Origin of the sequence: Acinetobacter higginsii (assembly GCF_000369845.1) — a bacterium.
Lineage (GTDB): Bacteria > Pseudomonadota > Gammaproteobacteria > Pseudomonadales > Moraxellaceae > Acinetobacter > Acinetobacter higginsii.
The window spans coordinates 534,530-550,758 of sequence record NZ_KB850214.1 but is presented as its reverse complement, the minus strand read 5'-3'; the positions used below and the strand labels follow the sequence as shown (position 1 = coordinate 550,758).

The 16,229-nt window shown below is 41.1% G+C and carries 13 protein-coding genes and 1 pseudogene; 8 read left to right on the top strand and 6 right to left on the bottom strand.

What is annotated here, in order from left to right; translation table 11 throughout:
* The first annotated feature begins 105 nt into the window (after positions 1 to 105).
* Positions 106 to 951 carry an IclR family transcriptional regulator gene (locus tag F885_RS09795; protein ID WP_005316666.1) on the top strand — a complete coding sequence of 282 codons (846 nt, stop codon included), beginning with the start codon at positions 106 to 108 and terminating at the stop codon, positions 949 to 951.
* On the opposite strand, the pseudogene F885_RS09800 reads toward F885_RS09795, so the two are convergent.
* From F885_RS09800 to F885_RS09820, 5 genes and pseudogenes are all read right to left on the bottom strand, one after another.
* A pseudogene (locus tag F885_RS09800) lies at positions 948 to 2,154 on the bottom strand (MFS transporter). The gene F885_RS09795 and the pseudogene F885_RS09800 overlap by 4 nt on opposite strands.
* A gap of 67 nt (positions 2,155 to 2,221) precedes the next feature.
* Positions 2,222 to 3,064: an IclR family transcriptional regulator gene (locus F885_RS09805; protein ID WP_005316660.1), complete on the bottom strand. Its 843-nt coding sequence runs from the start codon at positions 3,062 to 3,064 to the stop codon at positions 2,222 to 2,224.
* A gap of 107 nt (positions 3,065 to 3,171) precedes the next feature.
* Positions 3,172 to 4,377 (bottom strand): 3-oxoadipyl-CoA thiolase, encoded by a 1,206-nt coding sequence (locus tag F885_RS09810; RefSeq protein WP_005316651.1) that lies wholly within the window; start codon positions 4,375 to 4,377, stop codon positions 3,172 to 3,174.
* Positions 4,378 to 4,391: 14 nt separating this feature from the next.
* Positions 4,392 to 5,915, bottom strand: a complete 1,524-nt coding sequence (locus tag F885_RS09815) for a 3-hydroxyacyl-CoA dehydrogenase (RefSeq protein WP_005316648.1) — start codon at positions 5,913 to 5,915, stop codon at positions 4,392 to 4,394.
* Between the two features lie 172 nt (positions 5,916 to 6,087).
* Positions 6,088 to 6,876, bottom strand: coding sequence for an enoyl-CoA hydratase (locus F885_RS09820; protein WP_005316645.1), 789 nt, complete (start codon positions 6,874 to 6,876; stop codon positions 6,088 to 6,090).
* Positions 6,877 to 7,188: 312 nt separating this feature from the next.
* Here F885_RS09820 and F885_RS09825 point away from each other — a divergent pair, with 312 nt between their 5' ends.
* Genes F885_RS09825 through F885_RS09850 form a run of 6 tightly spaced genes read left to right on the top strand, consistent with a single transcriptional unit; the run spans position 7,189 to position 13,644 of the window.
* Positions 7,189 to 8,343 carry an acyl-CoA dehydrogenase family protein gene (locus F885_RS09825; protein WP_005316641.1) on the top strand — a complete coding sequence of 385 codons (1,155 nt, stop codon included), beginning with the start codon at positions 7,189 to 7,191 and terminating at the stop codon, positions 8,341 to 8,343.
* 57 nt (positions 8,344 to 8,400) lie between these two features.
* Entirely contained in the window at positions 8,401 to 9,684 is a 1,284-nt protein-coding gene (locus F885_RS09830) for an MFS transporter (protein ID WP_195805479.1), read from the top strand.
* A 47-nt stretch (positions 9,685 to 9,731) separates the two neighbouring features.
* Positions 9,732 to 10,400, top strand: a complete 669-nt coding sequence (locus F885_RS09835; RefSeq protein WP_005316637.1) for a 3-oxoacid CoA-transferase subunit A — start codon at positions 9,732 to 9,734, stop codon at positions 10,398 to 10,400.
* Positions 10,400 to 11,053 (top strand): 3-oxoacid CoA-transferase subunit B, encoded by a 654-nt coding sequence (locus F885_RS09840; RefSeq protein WP_005316634.1) that lies wholly within the window; start codon positions 10,400 to 10,402, stop codon positions 11,051 to 11,053. Before F885_RS09835 ends, F885_RS09840 begins: the two co-directional genes overlap by 1 nt.
* Positions 11,054 to 11,092: 39 nt before the next feature.
* Complete coding sequence (dcaP, locus tag F885_RS09845) at positions 11,093 to 12,409, top strand: outer membrane trimeric porin-like protein DcaP (protein ID WP_005316630.1); 1,317 nt, start codon at positions 11,093 to 11,095, stop codon at positions 12,407 to 12,409.
* Positions 12,410 to 12,426: 17 nt separating this feature from the next.
* Positions 12,427 to 13,644, top strand: coding sequence for an MFS transporter (locus tag F885_RS09850; RefSeq protein WP_005316628.1), 1,218 nt, complete (start codon positions 12,427 to 12,429; stop codon positions 13,642 to 13,644).
* A 23-nt stretch (positions 13,645 to 13,667) separates the two neighbouring features.
* Here the strand turns inward: F885_RS09850 and F885_RS09855 are convergent, their stop codons facing one another.
* Entirely contained in the window at positions 13,668 to 14,120 is a 453-nt protein-coding gene (locus F885_RS09855) for a PaaI family thioesterase (RefSeq protein WP_085946068.1), read from the bottom strand.
* 304 nt (positions 14,121 to 14,424) lie between these two features.
* Here F885_RS09855 and F885_RS09860 point away from each other — a divergent pair, with 304 nt between their 5' ends.
* Entirely contained in the window at positions 14,425 to 16,227 is a 1,803-nt protein-coding gene (locus F885_RS09860) for an acyl-CoA dehydrogenase C-terminal domain-containing protein (RefSeq protein ID WP_005316622.1), read from the top strand.
* The last annotated feature ends 2 nt before the right edge of the window (positions 16,228 to 16,229 follow it).

Here is a 16,229-nt window from a genome sequence, read left to right as displayed (position 1 = left end):
TTTGTTTTTATTGATGTAATAACGGATGTGCTTTTAACTATTTATTATAGAAAAAATAGATTATAATTTTCGCAGTGCGAAATTAATATTTAAATTGGTATAACCATGAATGATGCAGTAGATGCAGAACATACAGAAAAACTATTAGCGCCTTTAAGGCATGAGTTATTGCATCCGATTGAAGACATGCAAGATGAAAATGATCGTCAATTTATTACAGCCTTAGCACGTGGTTTAGAGCTTTTGCGATGTTTTACACCGAAACATCAGCATTTGGGCAATCAGGAATTGGCGCAAATGACAGGTTTGCCTAAGCCGACGATTACCCGATTAACCCATACCTTATCTCGTTTGGGGTATATCAAGCAGGTCCCTAATTCGAGTAAATTCCAGCTTTCTGTTGGTGTACTCGCTTTCGGCTACTCCATGCTTTCCAATGTCTCTATTCGTTCTATTGCGCATCCCTATATGAAAAATCTGGCAGATTATGCAGGTGCAGCCGTTGCGATGGCCACACGTGATCGCCTGAATATGATTTATCTGGATGTGGTCCAGGGCAAAGGAAATATGACCATGCGCCGTCAGGTCGGGACCTATTTACCCATTCATTTGAGTTCGATGGGACGTGCCTGTTTAGCTGCAATGCCAGAAGATGAGCGAGAGTTTTTACTGGATGCGATTCGCAGCAAGCATAAAGAAGACTGGATTAAAATTAATCGCGATTTAGATAAAGCATTTAAAGATTATCAGGATTTTGGCTATTGTTTTTCAGTGGGTGAATGGCATAAAGATGTAAATTCAGTCGCGGTTCCATTAATTCATGAACAGCATGGTTTACTGGTGTTTAACTGTGGTGGGCCAAGCTTTATTATGAACCGAGAAAAACTAGAGGAGGATATTGCACCTCGCCTTTTGCATATGGTGAATAATATCCGTACCGAGATTAGTTAAGTTTTATTGAGTTTAAAAAAACCAGCAGCCTGATTATGCTGGTTTTTTTGCATCAGCAATACAACAAAGCAAGCACAGTGCAGCAAAGATTATGCCGAGCATGCAAACACCTGTCCATCCAAAATGTTTCCAAGCATAGCTTCCTGTCGTTGTACCTAAAGCACCTCCTGCAAAATAACCGGTCATATAGATGGCATTGAAGCGAGACCGTAATTTTTGATTTAGCTTGAAAACAATACTCTGATTGGTGACATGCACAGCTGATAATGAAGCATACAGAAGAAGTAGGGCGATAATGTAAAATATAAAATGATAGGGCAGCAGAAGAAAAAATAACCAGCTGGCAATTAGTCCGATACCACAATAAATCGAAATTTTATGAATATAGCCTTGATCAATAAATTTACCAGAAAAATTTGCCACAAAAGTACCCAGAACGCCAACAAATCCAAATAAGCCAATTGTAAAATCGCTCATGAAATAGGGAGCAGGTGCTAAGAGTAAGGACATGGTGGTAAAGGTGAGACTAACGCAAGCAAATGTGAATCCGCCAATATAGGTTCGTGTTCTTAAACGTGAGTTTTGCAAAAAAATCTGCGGAAGTGATGCAATCGTTGTTATATAGTTTTCAGATTGTGTAGGTGGGAAGCGGCCGATATTACGATATAAAATGAAGGCGATCACCAATAACAGAAAGCCACTCATCACATAAATAACATTCCATGCAAATAAGGTAGACATTAATCCCGATAATGAGCGTGCCAGTAAAACGCCCATCATTAACCCACTGAGTAAAAAGCCTACTACACGCCCACTATGCTGGATCGGGACTAAACTTGCGGCCAGCGGTAAAAGTAACTGGGCTGAACTAGAAAACAGACCTGTAATTACTGTTCCGAGGATCAAAAGATAAATATTATGTGAAAAACCACTAATAATTAGTCCGAATGAGGCGAGTAACATAAAGATAAATAATAATTTACGCTTTTCAAGGATATCGCCTAAAGGCATTAAGAACAGTAAACCACAAGCATAGGTGATTTGGGCTAAAGTAGGCACCCATGCAATAGTGGTTTCAGCTAAATTCAAATCCACACTAATGGAGTGAATGAGGGGTTGGCTAAAATAATTCCCCCCCGTACAGATGCCTGCTGCAATCGCCATTAAAATAATGGTTGGGGTATAGAGTACGTTTTTCATCATGTATCATTTCACAATGAAAATGGAGTTTTAGTCCTCAACCCTTTGTTGCTCAGGTTTAAAAGGGTTGTTAGTGTGTTTCATTCAATGCATCTTGAATGTTATGCACCATATGGATTAAACGTGGTCCAATTTCACCTTCGAGTTTTTCCGGGTTTAAATGAAAACTGGGTGCGCCGCAGTTAAAGACATAAAGACCATGTTTAGAACTGACTAAAGGAACTGCAACTGAGTTCACTTCTTTATGCCATTCTCCTAAAGACAAGCAATAGCCGTAATCTTGGTAATCACGGAAAGCACGCTCTAGTGAACGTTTGATAGCCGGCCAGTTTTCAGGATTCTTTTGTTTAAGCGCATCAAGCAAAAAATTACGCTCACGTTCAGGAGTAGCCGCTAAACAAGCTCTTCCCATAGAACTACTATGCAGCGGTAAGGTTGAGCCAATCGGGCGGCGCATATTCAATGCAGTTTCTGTTTGGACGACATCGATATAAACCATATTCAAGCGGTCACGTGTTGCCATGGCTACAGGTGCTTGAACATACTGACTCATTTCTTCCATATATTGATGCGCAATATTACGGATTGAGATATTGGACAAGGCTGCATAACCTAGGGATAAAACACCAATATCCAGTGTGTATTTGGTTGAGTTCGGCAATTGTTTCAAATAGCCTAATGACACTAATGTATTGGTAATACGGGCAATAGTGGGTTTGGGTAAGCCTGTCATTTTAGCCAGTTCCTGATTGCCCAATACTTGGTTATTGGCAGAAAAACAACGTAATAGCTCTAATCCCCGTGCTAAAGAAGCAATAAATTGCGGGTTATTTTCCCGATGTATATGCGAAATAGGATCTAAGCGTATCTCATCAAAATTTATTGGTTTTTCAGTTTCTGAATTCTGAGACATTCGATCCTCAAATATAATAAAGCAATAGCTTGTTATTATATTTCGCTCTGCAAAATAAATCCATTCATCACTGTGTTGTTGTGATGAATGGATATCGAGTCTAGGGCTTATGAAACGTTTTCAATCACCATTGCAAGACCTTGACCGACACCGATACATAGGCTCACCACTGCATATTTCTTGTTACGGCGAATTAACTCGCGAGCTACAGTCAATGCCAAGCGGGCACCTGAAGCACCCAAGGGATGCCCGATTGCAATTGCGCCACCGTTCGGATTGACACGGGGATCATTAAAATCAACATCTAAGCCTTTTAAACACGATAAAACTTGTGAAGCAAAGGCTTCATTAATTTCAATAATATCCATGTCGTCTAAAGTAAGTCCCGCACGCGCAACTGCTTTTTTAATGGCTTCAATAGGGCCTGCACCCATAATGCGTGGCTCAATACCGGCTGCTGCTGCTGACAAGATTTTTGCCATTGGTTTTAAGCCATATTTTTGACCTGCTGCTTCTGAACCAATCAAGAGGGCTGCTGCACCATCATTAATACCTGAGGCATTACCTGCAGTGACCACGCCACCTTCGAAGAGTGGTTTTAACTTTGTGAGTGCTTCAACAGTTGAGCTTGGACGAGGGTGTTCATCTTCGGAAACGATTTTAGGAGGTAGTTTTTTGCCTTGAAATACTTCAATCGTGGTGATTTCACCAGCAAAGAAACCTTCTTCTTTGGCTTTTTGGTATTTGGCTTGTGATTGAGCTGCAAATAAATCTGCTTGCTCACGGCTAATACCAAAATCGGCTGCAACGTTATCACCCGTTTCAGGCATTGAATGACCGCCATACTGAGAAATAATTTTTTTATTTGGAAAGCGAGAGCCAATTGTGGTGTCATAAATTTTTGCATCACGGCTATAAGCACTTTCCGCTTTACCCATTACAAAGGGTGCGCGTGACATACTTTCTACACCACCTGCAATATACAGTTCGCCTTCACCACAAGTAATCGCACGTGCTGAGTCAATTACTGCACCTAGACCACTAGCACATAGTCGGTTTACTGTTTGGCCCGGCACAGTGACTGGTAATCCCGCAAGTAACAGTGCGTTGCGAGCCACATTACGACTGTCTTCACCAGCTTGGTTGGTGTCGCCTAAAATCACATCTTCAATATCAGCGCCCGGCACACCAGTTTTTTCAAGCAACTTTTGAATGACAGTTGCGGCTAAATCATCAGGGCGAATTGAGGTAAGTTCACCTGCATGACGGCCAAATGGGCTACGCAAACCATCATAAATATATGCATTTAACATTGAGAAATTCCTTTTCAAGACTCGTGAGTAAAAGTAAGAGGCAAATGTAGTGCGACACGACGCTGTAACCACGGGCTAGGGCGGTAACGTGGGTCATGCGTAAGCGCTGTTATACGGTTCAGAATGAGTAAGATTTTTTGGCTGCCGACTTGATCACCCCATTCAATTGGGCCAAATGGATAGCCTAAGCCAAGACGTACCGCGGCATTAATGTCATCTACAGTAGCAACATTTTGCTGTGCAATATCACAGCCTAAATTAATCACCATTGCTAAAACGCGCTGCGCAACAAAGCCAATACTTTCATTAATCATACTCACCAGATTTCCATCTAGATTGAAAATAGAGTGAGCGGCTTGTTGGTATTCAGATTTAGTAATGAGTGAAGGCATCAAGGTGCGATGCTTTGCAGTGCCATAAAGCATGTCTATAGCAACAGCATATTCAGGGTTAATCCCTAAGCGGGTAGCCGCTTGGGTTGTATCTTCACCATAACAAGCGAGTAAACATAAACTATTTGTTTGTGGTTCAGGGTTGATGTCTAGAGCAATATTTTGTTGAGTTAAATAGTCTTCGAGCAGTTTTTTATCTTCATGGAAATCGGCAGCTACCCAAACTTTTGGATATTGCGCTAAACGCTCTACAAACTTGGCAGGTTGTTCACCTGTTTTTTCACCTGTTGCATAATTATAAAAACCTTGATTAACCTTACGTCCTAACTGTTTGGCGTCCAGCATCTGTTTGGTAAGGGGATTAGGCTTATAGCGTGCTTCCTCATAATATTGATGATAAATGGACTCCATAACGGGGTGAGAGACATCCAGCCCCGTTAAATCCATGAGTTCGAAAGGCCCCATTCGAAAACCGACGCCATCGCGTAAAATGCGGTCAATTTCACTGATGTCACAGACATTTTCATTTAAAATTTTTAATGCTTCGGTTCCATAAGCTCGACCAGCATGGTTGATAATGAACCCGGGTGTATCTTTGGCCACCACAGGTCGATGACCAAAGGCACGAGCCAGTTCATTTAATGTATCAATAATAAGCGGGTCAGTTTTTAAGCCTTGAATCACCTCAACAACTTTCATGAGGGGAACTGGATTAAAAAAATGGAATCCAACCACACGTTGCGGGTTTTTACAGTTTGCGGCAATCGCGGTAATCGAAAGTGATGATGTATTTGAGGCTAAAATAGCGGTATCGGAAACCACGGCTTCAAGTTGTTGCATCAGGCTTTGTTTAATGTCTAGACGCTCAACAATTGCTTCAACAATCAGGTCACAATCTTTCAACTCTTCGAGTTGATCAGCAACAATTAAATGCTTGTTGGCTACGGTTGCTTGTTCGGCACTGATTTTATTTTTGTCGACCAACTTTTGAAAAGTTGCGGCCAATTTCTGTTTTGCCTGTTCTGCCGCACCCGCTTTAGTGTCATATAAATAAGTGGTATGGCCTGATTGTGCAGCAATTTGGGCAATACCACTGCCCATAATACCGACACCAATGACAGCCATGTTTTTAATCTCAAAGGTCATATTCATCATCCTGATTGCTGATCTGTATTTAAAATAAATAAAACGGAAAAAATTACTGTTCTAGCTTCAACCTTACTTATCACCGATGAACGGTAAAATGTGACCTGACATAGAATGGCCGCGATTTAAACGTTTTTTTGCCGTTAGGATTGGGAGTGGTGTTCTGTTGACATTATTTGCCTTGATAGCTTGGTTTGCGCTTTTCAATAAAAGCTTGAATACCTTCGTCTTTATCTTCAGTTGAAAACAACAATTGGAAAGATTTACGCTCTAAGGTCAATCCCGCATTGAGTGGAACATCTTCACTCAGTAGAGCAACCTCCTTGATTTGTTGTAGGGCAATTGGTGGCATTTTTGCCAGACCTTGTGCCATCTGGATGGCAGTCGTAATCGTTTGATCATCTTCTGTCACTTGGGACACCAGTCCAATGCGGTAGGCTTCTTCGGCCTGAACCATGACACCCGTCATGATCATTCGCATAGCATGGAATTTACCCACCGCTCGGAACAGACGTTGCGTACCGCCAGCACCTGGCATTAAACCAACTTTGATTTCAGGTTGACCAAAAATAGCACTTTTGCCCGCAATGATAATATCGCTATGCATCGCCAGTTCACAGCCACCACCAAGCGCAAAACCATTGACTGCAGCAATAACGGGTTTTGGGCATTGAGCGATTGCATTCCAGTAACGCTCAGTATGGCGGAGTAGCATTTCAGTCGATGTGGCTGTTGCCATTTCTTTTAAGTCCGCACCCGCAGCAAAGACCTCCTCACCGCCAGTCAGCACAATGGCATTAATTTCCTCATTAAAACTCAGCTCCGTAAAGATTTGAGCCAACTGCTTACGCACTTCTGTGTTCAGCGCATTTTTAGCATCTGGACGATTAATTTTAACGATCGCAATTTTATGAATGGAATAGTCAACTTCAATGAAATTATTCCCTGTTGGTGTACTCATTTTTGAATTCCTTGTTTCGCAGATCAAAACTATATTTCTTTAATCATGCTTATTTTGAAATTTATTTCAAGAGATTTTTGTCTGCAATGTTATTTTACAATGCTAAATACGATTTAAGTCATTGATATTTTGTATTGATGATGCTTTAAATTTCGTTTAACGAAATTAATTTTCAAAAAAACTTGAAATTTGTGTTTTTATTCTCGTACTATGAAACACATCCACAGTACATAAGATTTAAAACATCGTATCCAGAACAAAGCTGGAAGCGGCTGAGGAATACGATGTAAGCACATAAAAGGGAGATCACAGATGATCCGTGATGAAGGGATGTTGGAGCAGTTACTTTCAACAATTCGAGATTTTGTAAAAAATGAATTGATCCCTCGTGAAAACGAAGTGGCAGAGAAAGACAAAATTCCAGATGACATTGTGCAGCAAATGCGTGAGCTTGGTTTGTTCGGCCTCACAATTCCAGAAGAATATGGTGGCCTAGGCATCACCATGGAAGAAGAAGTTAGAGTTGCATTTGAACTTGGACAAACTTCACCAGCTTTTCGCTCTTTAATTGGCACTAATAATGGTATTGGTTCTAGTGCGATTTTGATTGATGGCACAGAAGAGCAAAAGCAAAAATATTTACCGTGTTACGCAAGTGGCGAAATTATTGGTTCATTTTGTTTAACCGAGCCTGAATCTGGTTCTGATGCTGCCTCTTTAAAAACCAGTGCCGTAAAAGATGGCGATTTTTATGTGTTAAACGGCACTAAGCGTTTTATTACCAATGCACCTCATGCTGCAACTTTTACTGTAATGGCTCGAACCAATCCTGAAATTAAAGGGTCTGGTGGCATTTCAGCTTTTTTAGTTGAGGCCAATACACCAGGCATCACGTTGGGCAAAATTGACCAAAAAATGGGGCAAAAGGGTTCGCACACCTGTGATGTCATTTTTGAAAATTGCCGTGTGCCTGCTTCTGCACTGATTGGTGGGGTAGAAGGTGTCGGTTTTAAAACGGCCATGAAAGTGCTTGATAAAGGGCGCTTGCACATTGGTGCATATAGTGTGGGTGTTTCTGAGCGTATGTTAAATGACGCATTGCACTATGCAATTGAGCGTAAACAATTTGGTCAGCCCATTGCGAACTTCCAGTTGATTCAAGCGATGCTTGCTGACTCAAAAGCCGAGATTTATGCGGCTAAATGCATGGTCCTAGATGCAGCCCGTCGCCGTGATAATGGCGAAAACATTAGCACAGAAGCATCTTGCGCGAAAATGTTTGCAACTGAAATGTGTGGACGCGTTGCTGACCGCTGTGTACAGATTCACGGTGGTGCAGGTTATATCAGTGAATATGCCATTGAGCGTTTTTATCGTGATGTACGTTTGTTCCGTTTATATGAAGGAACCACGCAAGTTCAACAAATTATTATTGCCAAGAACATGATTAGGGAAGCGACTACCTAATAAAAAATAAATGCCATGAGGCATTGGATGCCTCATGTTCCTTCAGAGGATATGGACATGACAACAGAAACAGTTGCACAAAATACGGCTAGCAGTGAAGCTATCCAGACACCAAAAAAAATTTGGATTACCGCATTTATATTCGCTTTTTTAACATTGTTGTGTGATGGGGCAGACTTAGGTTTTTTGGCATTGAGCCTGACCAGTCTTAAAACAGAATTTCATTTAACCGGTGTACAAGCTGGAACGTTAGGCAGTTTAACACTTTTAGGTTCAGCAATTGGTGGTCTGATTGGTGGTTGGGCATGTGACCGTTTTGGGCGGGTCCGCATTATTGTGTTCTTTATTGCTTATTCTTCAGTTTTAACCAGCGCACTGGGTTTTACTGATTCTTATATGCAATTTGCAGTTTTAAGAACTTTTGGAGCGATGGGCTTAGGCGCGCTCTATATTGCTTGTAATATTTTAATGTCAGAAATGGTGCCAACCAAACATCGCTCGACTGTTTTGGCTACTCTCATGACGGGTTATACCTTAGGTTCTTTGTTAGCGACTTTATTGGCAGGGCATATTATTCCTGAACATGGCTGGCGTTTCCTTTATTGGATTGCAATTACGCCTGTGGTGTTGTCAGTTTTAATGCACTTTTGCGTACCTGAACCTGAATCATGGAAAAAATCTCGTCAATTAAAAGCGTTAGAAGTCGCTCAAAGTAGCCAACCTAAAAAACGTCAAAACCCATATCTTGAAATTTTAAAAGATAAGAAACATGGCACTATGTTTGTGCTTTGGATTATTAGTACGGGCGCATTGCAGTTTGGCTATTACGGCGTAAGTAACTGGTTACCTGCTTATTTAGAGTCTGATCTTGGCATCAAATTTAAAGAAATGGCCATGTATATGGTCGGTACTTTCCTGATTATGATGTTTGCCAAAGTGATTGCAGGGATTGTTGCCGATAAATTAGGACGTCGCGCTGTATTTGCTTTCGGAACCATTGGTACAGCTTTATTTATTCCGGTCATTGTCTATTTAAATACACCAACCAATATTTTATGGATGATGCTGTTCTTCGGTTTCCTTTACGGTATTCCATACGCAATTAATGCCACCTATATGACAGAAAGCTTCCCGACGTCTATCCGAGGTTCGGCAGTGGGCGGCGCTTATAACATTGGCAAAGTGCTTTCTATTTTCTCTCCATTAACAATTGGTTATTTATCACAGAACGGTTCTATTGGCTTAGGGCTTTTGGTGATGGCTGCGGCTTATTTTATCTGCGGTGTAATTCCATTGTTATTTATTAAAGACCGACTATTTAACCCGCAAAAAGCAGAGTGATGGCTTGAGCTGTTACTTCAATTGAATGATGAAAAGGGATACGTGAGATGATAAATAAAATCACCCAGAATATTGAACCGATTTTAAAAGCAATTCCAGATGGTGCAACTATCATGACAAGTGGCTTTGGGGTCACAGGCCAACCTGCTGAGCTCATTGAAGCTTTAATTGATCTGGGGAAAAAAGAGCTGACCATTGTGAATAACAATGCCGCTTCCGGTGATCGGGGATTAACAAAATTGATCATCGCAGGTTGTGTGAAAAAAATGATTAGCTCATTTCCAAAGTCGGCAGGCTCAACTGTATTTCAAGACTTGTACCGTGCAGGAAAAATTGAGTTAGAACTGGTGCCGCAAGGCAACCTAGCCTGTCGCATTCAAGCCACAGGCGCTGGTTTAGGGGCTATTTTTACGCCTACAGGCTACGGAACTAAAATTGCTGAAGGTAAAGAAACGCGAACCATTAACGGTAAAAATTATGTACTTGAATATCCAATCGAAGCTGATTTTGCCCTAATTTATGCCGACAAAGCTGATCGCTGGGGAAATTTAACCTATCGGAAGGCTGCACGAAACTTTGGTCCGATTATGGCCAAAGCAGCAAAAACAACCATTGTTCAGGTCAACGATACTGTTGAAATTGGAACACTTGATCCTGAATGCATTATTACGCCTGGAATTTTTGTGCAGCATGTTGTGAAAGTAGGAGATATTTAATGTCAGTTCAAAAACGTTCTCGAGAAGAGATTGCCATGTTGATTGCACAAGATATTCCTGAAGGTTCTTATGTGAATTTAGGAATTGGCTTGCCGACCAATGTGGCCAAGTATCTACCTAAGGATAAAGAGATATTTCTGCATTCTGAAAATGGTGTTTTGGCTTTTGGACCACCTCCAAAACCTGGCCAAGAAGACGAAGATTTGGTCAATGCAGGCAAGGAGTTGGTGACTTTGCTGGACGGTGGCTGCTTTATGCATCATGGTGATTCTTTTGACATCATGCGTGGTGGGCACTTGGACATTTGTGTTATTGGCGCTTTTCAGGTGGCTGTCAATGGAGATTTAGCCAACTGGCATACAGGTAAGCCCGATGATGTACCTGCTGTCGGTGGTGCAATGGATCTGGCTGTGGGTGCAAAAAGTATTTATGTCTATATGGAACACGTGACTAAAAAAGGTGAAGCAAAAATTGTTGATGCACTCACATATCCAATAACTGGGGAACAGTGCGTAGATCGTATTTATACCGATTTATGCATTATTGAGCTCAAAGATCAACAAGCCTATGTCACGGAAATGGTAGCGGGTTTAAGTTTTGATGAATTACAGGCGCTGACAGCCTGTCCATTGATTGACGCGACAGTGGTTTAGCCTTACACCCACGGGAAAGGCTTCTTAAAGGACTAAAAGATGAAAAAATTAATTTTAGCTGCAGCTTGTGCTGCGGCTTCAGGGACTATTTTTGCAAATTCTTCTGACACCACAGAACAAAGAATTAATTTGCTAGAAACCGAGCTGCAAAAATTAAAAGCAGAACTTGCTGCTCAAAAACAAACTCAAAATAATTTACAGGTCAAACAAGTAAAGATTGAAGAGAACATAGAAAAAACTAAAGCAACGGTAACAGAAAAGCCCGTTGCACCTTCTTGGGTGACATGGACAGATAATGTTAAAGTCTATGGAATTGCCCGACTAGATGCCGCGGTTGATTTTAAGTCTTCTCCAGATTCAGGCGGCAGAACCACAAGCAGTATCTATCGAACTCCATTTGAAAGCGCGCAACGCTCAAACCATTCCCGTTCGGATGCAAGCATAAATGCCAGCCGACTCGGTGTCTATTTCAACAGTCCAGACAAGGCGATCAAAGGAAATGTGGAGGCTGATTTCTTTGATAGTTCCAATATGGGAACTGGTGATGGTAAATTCCGTATTCGCCATGCTTATTTTACCTATAAAGACTGGACCTTTGGCCAAACCTGGTCATTAATGTCCAATATGGAAACCCGAACAGAATCGGTCGATTACACCCAGTTTATCGGTACATCTTATACACGCACACCTCAGGTGCGTTATGACTGGAAAATTGATCAGAATCATGATTTGAAAGTGGCATTTGAATATACGGGTTCACGTGTTTCCGCTTTTCCAACATTGACGGGACGATATACCTTCAAGCAAGGACCATTAATGGCATTGGCCCAAGGCTTTGTGAATGAGAAATCTGTGGATGTGGCAAAAGAGACGGTCAAGAAAGTCAGCTGGGGAGCGGGTGCGGGACTCAAATATCAACTTGATCCACAGCAATCTGTTCAGGCCAATTATCAATATATTGTAGGTGATCAAAAGTTCATGCCTTATACCACGCAAAGTGGGTTGGTGAATGCTACGCCATTGAATGCAGCAGGGGATTTCTCTTTAGATCAGGATAAAACCGATTTAATGATGAATAAGCTAAACAGTTTTAATCTCGGTTATTCGTATAAATTTAATGATCAATGGCGTACCAATGTATCGGCTTCGCTATTTGAATATGATGACAACACTGAATATGCCAAACTGAATCAGGATGCGAATAAACGCTTAACTGATTACGCCCTCAATGTCTTCTATTCACCTGCCGAGCAAATTGATATTGGGATGGAATATCATCAAGGAAAACGTGAGGTCTTTGATGGCAGAACGGCGGATGTGTCGCGCCTTAACTTTGTGTCGATGTATAAGTTTTAACAATAAGGCAAGGGAACATGGATAAAATAGCTCGGCTCGATACAGATGCGATATTGTCAAAAAGCTTTATTTTTATCATGGCAATGACATGTGGAATTTGTGCGGGTTCAAACTATTATAACCAGCCCTTAATCTATTCAATTGCAGATGCATTAAAAGTCAATGCCGATCAAGTTGCTTTAACCATTGTCATTAGCCAACTGTCATATGCAGTTGGCCTTTTTATATTGGTTCCCTTAGGTGACTTTTTTGAAAAGCGAAGTTATATTTGCTTGCTTATGTGTTGTACAGGCCTTGCACAAGTAGGGCTATCCTTGAGTCAAACCTTGCCAGTTTTATATGGCTTTACCTTTTTAGCGACATTCTTTTCTATTGCAACTCAAGTTTTAGTTCCTTTCGCCGCAGGTTTAGCCAGCCCACAAAAAAGTCCTCAAGTTGTAGGCACTCTCATGAGTGGTTTGTTTTTGGGAATATTATTGGCACGTTCTATTGCAGGCTTACTTTCTACAGTTTGGTCTTGGCACGCGGTTTATTTGATTAGCGGAATTGTCATTTTGGGGTTTGCTTGGGTAATGTGGGTAAAACTGCCAGTTGTGCGTAAGTCTCACCAACTCAATATCCTACAGATTTATGGTTCGCTATTTTCATTAGCTGCTCACCAGCCTCATTTACTGCGTCGTGGTTTTGCAGGGGGAATTGGTTTTGGCATTCTAGCGCTTATTTTTACCACTATGACGTTTATTTTAGCCAATGCCCCTTATCATTTTAATGATTTCCAGATTGGTTTATTTGGAATTGTTGGTTTGGCTGGCGTATTTGCGACCCCTTGGGCAGGTAAGAAAATTGCGGCAGGGCTTGAAAATAAAATTGCGATGATTTGTATGGGGCTATTAATAAGTGCATGGATACCGCTATTTTTTGCACAGCAGTCTCTAGTTGCTTACGCTGTTGGGGTTGTTATGGCTTATTTCGGTTTGTCGGCATTTCATGTTTTAAATCAAAATCTAGTCTATCGAATTTCGGCAGAAGCGCGTTCTCGTATTAATTCGATTTATATGACCTTATATTTTGGCGGAGCGGCTCTAGGTTCCTTTATTGCCGTATATGCTTGGAAACATTGGGGGTGGACGGCATGTGTGATACTTGGAGTAATGATGGCAATCATCAGTTTTATGATTGATCGCCTAGATTTTCATGTAATGAATAACGCAGAGGCGCAGAAAAAAGCACTATAAAGAGGAGTTTGATATTGCTCTTGCTATGTTTTGCGAATGATCATTAAGGTTGCCGAGGCAAAGGCATACACTTTGCCGTTTTCATCTACGATTTTACCTTCGGTACTAATAATATTTCGGCCCGCATTAATTAACTCGGCTGTCGCATAGTAAGATGTATCAACCTGCATGGGGCGAATCATTTTTACATTTAGGTCGATGGTGCCATAACCAACCCCATGTTCCAGTAAGGTATGCGCTGCACTCCCTGTAACGGTATCCAGAGCCGTTGCACAAAAACCGCCATGTACACCGCCTTGTATATTTCGATGTTCCTGTCCAGGAGTAACTTTATAGGTTGCTTTTCCTTTTGAAACCTCAATGAGTTCCATAGGTAGCGTGTGGGCCATAGGAGAAGAAGACACCTCACCATTTTTTAAAGCCGTTAAAAATTCAAGACCAGTATATTTCGGGTTATCCATAAATCGTCCTTGGATGTTTAAGCAATCTCATCACAATACTATAAATTAAATTTTTACGGAATGTTATTTCGTAAAACAAAATTTTTAAATTTTCTTTAATTTCTGCTGTTAATCATGATTAATTAAAATATTTGTTAAAATACAATAAACTATATTTTGTGATAGAAGTCTATCGGTGTTTTTCTACAAAATAAACATTATTAAAATGAAAATAAATTTTGCAATAAGAAATTTATTTGATATTTTTGATGTCAGGAAAATTAAAAAATCTTTCAAGAGCGGTGCTGTCTCTTATGGGAAGAAATTAAGGGAAAAAATCATGCCTTTATACAAAGCTCCTCAACGCGATATGCAATTTGTACTACATGAATTGCTTCAAACTGAACAAAGCTACCAAAAATTATCTAAATATCAGGATGTCGTCAGTCGTGAGCTGGTGGATCAATATTTGGAGGCGGCAGCAGATTTTTGTGAAAATGAACTGGCTCCAATCAATCAAAATGGTGATCAAGAAGGTTGTCATTTAGATCAAGGTTTTGTGACCACCCCGCAGGGCTTTAAAGAAGCTTATGATAAATATGTGGAGCTCGGCTTTACCTCACTCACTGCTGGTCCGGAATATGGCGGGCAGGGCTTACCCACATTGCTCCGGATTGCGATTTCAGAGATGCTTTGTGGTTCAAACTGGGCATGGGCAATGTATCCTGGTTTGTCGCACGGTGCGATGCGAACCATTGAGCATCACGGCACTGAACAGCAAAAACAGGTATTTTTAAGCAAGCTGATCCGTGGTGTTTGGACAGGAACCATGTGTTTAACGGAATCGCATGCAGGTTCAGACTTAGGCTTGATTTGTACCAAGGCTGAGCCGAATTCAGATGGAAGTTATGCCATCACAGGAGAAAAGATTTTTATTTCCGCAGGGGAACATGATCTTTCAGAAAATATTATCCACATTGTGTTGGCTCGTTTACCAGATGCGCCGACAGGCACTAAAGGGATTTCTCTGTTTATTGTGCCGAAATTTAATGTAGATGATGAAGGTAATTTAGAAGACCGTAATAAAGTCGTCTGTAGCGCGATTGAACATAAGATGGGGATTCATGGTAACGCAACCTGTGTTTTAAATTTTGATGCTGCAAAAGGTTATCTAATTGGTCCTGAAAACCGTGGGCTCAATTGTATGTTTACCTTTATGAATACCGCACGTATTGGCACTGCTGTACAAGGTCTGGCTGCCTCTGAGATTTCATTTCAAGGTGCTTTAGCTTATGCAAAAGATCGCTTGGCAATGCGTTCTTTATCTGGAGCAAAATGTCCTGATAAAAATGCGGACCCCATTATTGTTCATCCTGCTGTACGCGCCATGTTAATGACGCAAAAAGCATTGTCAGAGGGTGGGCGTGCCTTGGCCTATTTTCTGGCTCAGCATGTCGATATTGTTGAAACTTCAGATGATCCCGAGCAACGCAAAATGTCGGATGAATTACTGGCCTTTTTAACTCCGATAGCCAAAGCATTTTTAACAGAATCAGGCAATGAGTCTGCCAAGCATGGTGTTCAAGTATTTGGCGGTCATGGCTTTATTGTTGAGCATGGAATGGAGCAAATTGTACGCGATGCAAGAATATCCACCTTGTATGAAGGTACCACTGAAATCCAGTCTTTAGATTTACTGGCGCGAAAAGTACTGAAGTCTGAAGGAAAACTGTTAAAAAACATGACGGATTTAATTGAGCAGTTTGTTAGTGAACAGCAATCCAATGAAGTCTTGAAACCTTATTTAGAAAGATTAGCTGAGCTTAAACAACAGTGGTTGACACTGACTAAAACGATTGCAGAGAAAGCCAAGCAAAATTCTGAAGAAATTGGTGCTGCTTCAGTCGATTATCTCTATTTTTCCAGCTATGTGGTATTCGCTTACCTCTGGGCACGTATGGCACAAGTTGCCCATGAAAAACTGGACGAAGGCACGCAAGAGCAAAAATTCTATCAGGCTAAACTCAGTACAGCGAAGTTCTTCTTTCAGAAGCTATTACATCGTACACAAGCACATGCAGCTTCTATTGCGTCTGGAGCAGAGTCCGTGATGGAACTTGATGAGGACGCTTTTTCATTCTGAGT

Excerpts from the sequence above, each read along its gene's own strand:
- F885_RS09820 (WP_005316645.1), bottom strand. The coding sequence starts at position 6,876 with ATGAGTACACCAACAGGGAATAATTTCATTGAAGTTGACTATTCCATT.
- F885_RS09815 (WP_005316648.1), bottom strand. The coding sequence starts at position 5,915 with ATGACCTTTGAGATTAAAAACATGGCTGTCATTGGTGTCGGTATTATG.
- dcaP (WP_005316630.1), top strand. The coding sequence starts at position 11,093 with ATGAAAAAATTAATTTTAGCTGCAGCTTGTGCTGCGGCTTCAGGGACT.
- F885_RS09840 (WP_005316634.1), top strand. The coding sequence starts at position 10,400 with ATGTCAGTTCAAAAACGTTCTCGAGAAGAGATTGCCATGTTGATTGCA.
- F885_RS09805 (WP_005316660.1), bottom strand. The coding sequence starts at position 3,064 with ATGTCTCAGAATTCAGAAACTGAAAAACCAATAAATTTTGATGAGATA.
- F885_RS09835 (WP_005316637.1), top strand. The coding sequence starts at position 9,732 with ATGATAAATAAAATCACCCAGAATATTGAACCGATTTTAAAAGCAATT.
- F885_RS09860 (WP_005316622.1), top strand. The coding sequence starts at position 14,425 with ATGCCTTTATACAAAGCTCCTCAACGCGATATGCAATTTGTACTACAT.
- F885_RS09850 (WP_005316628.1), top strand. The coding sequence starts at position 12,427 with ATGGATAAAATAGCTCGGCTCGATACAGATGCGATATTGTCAAAAAGC.
- F885_RS09830 (WP_195805479.1), top strand. The coding sequence starts at position 8,401 with ATGACAACAGAAACAGTTGCACAAAATACGGCTAGCAGTGAAGCTATC.
- F885_RS09810 (WP_005316651.1), bottom strand. The coding sequence starts at position 4,377 with ATGTTAAATGCATATATTTATGATGGTTTGCGTAGCCCATTTGGCCGT.
- F885_RS09825 (WP_005316641.1), top strand. The coding sequence starts at position 7,189 with ATGATCCGTGATGAAGGGATGTTGGAGCAGTTACTTTCAACAATTCGA.
- F885_RS09795 (WP_005316666.1), top strand. The coding sequence starts at position 106 with ATGAATGATGCAGTAGATGCAGAACATACAGAAAAACTATTAGCGCCT.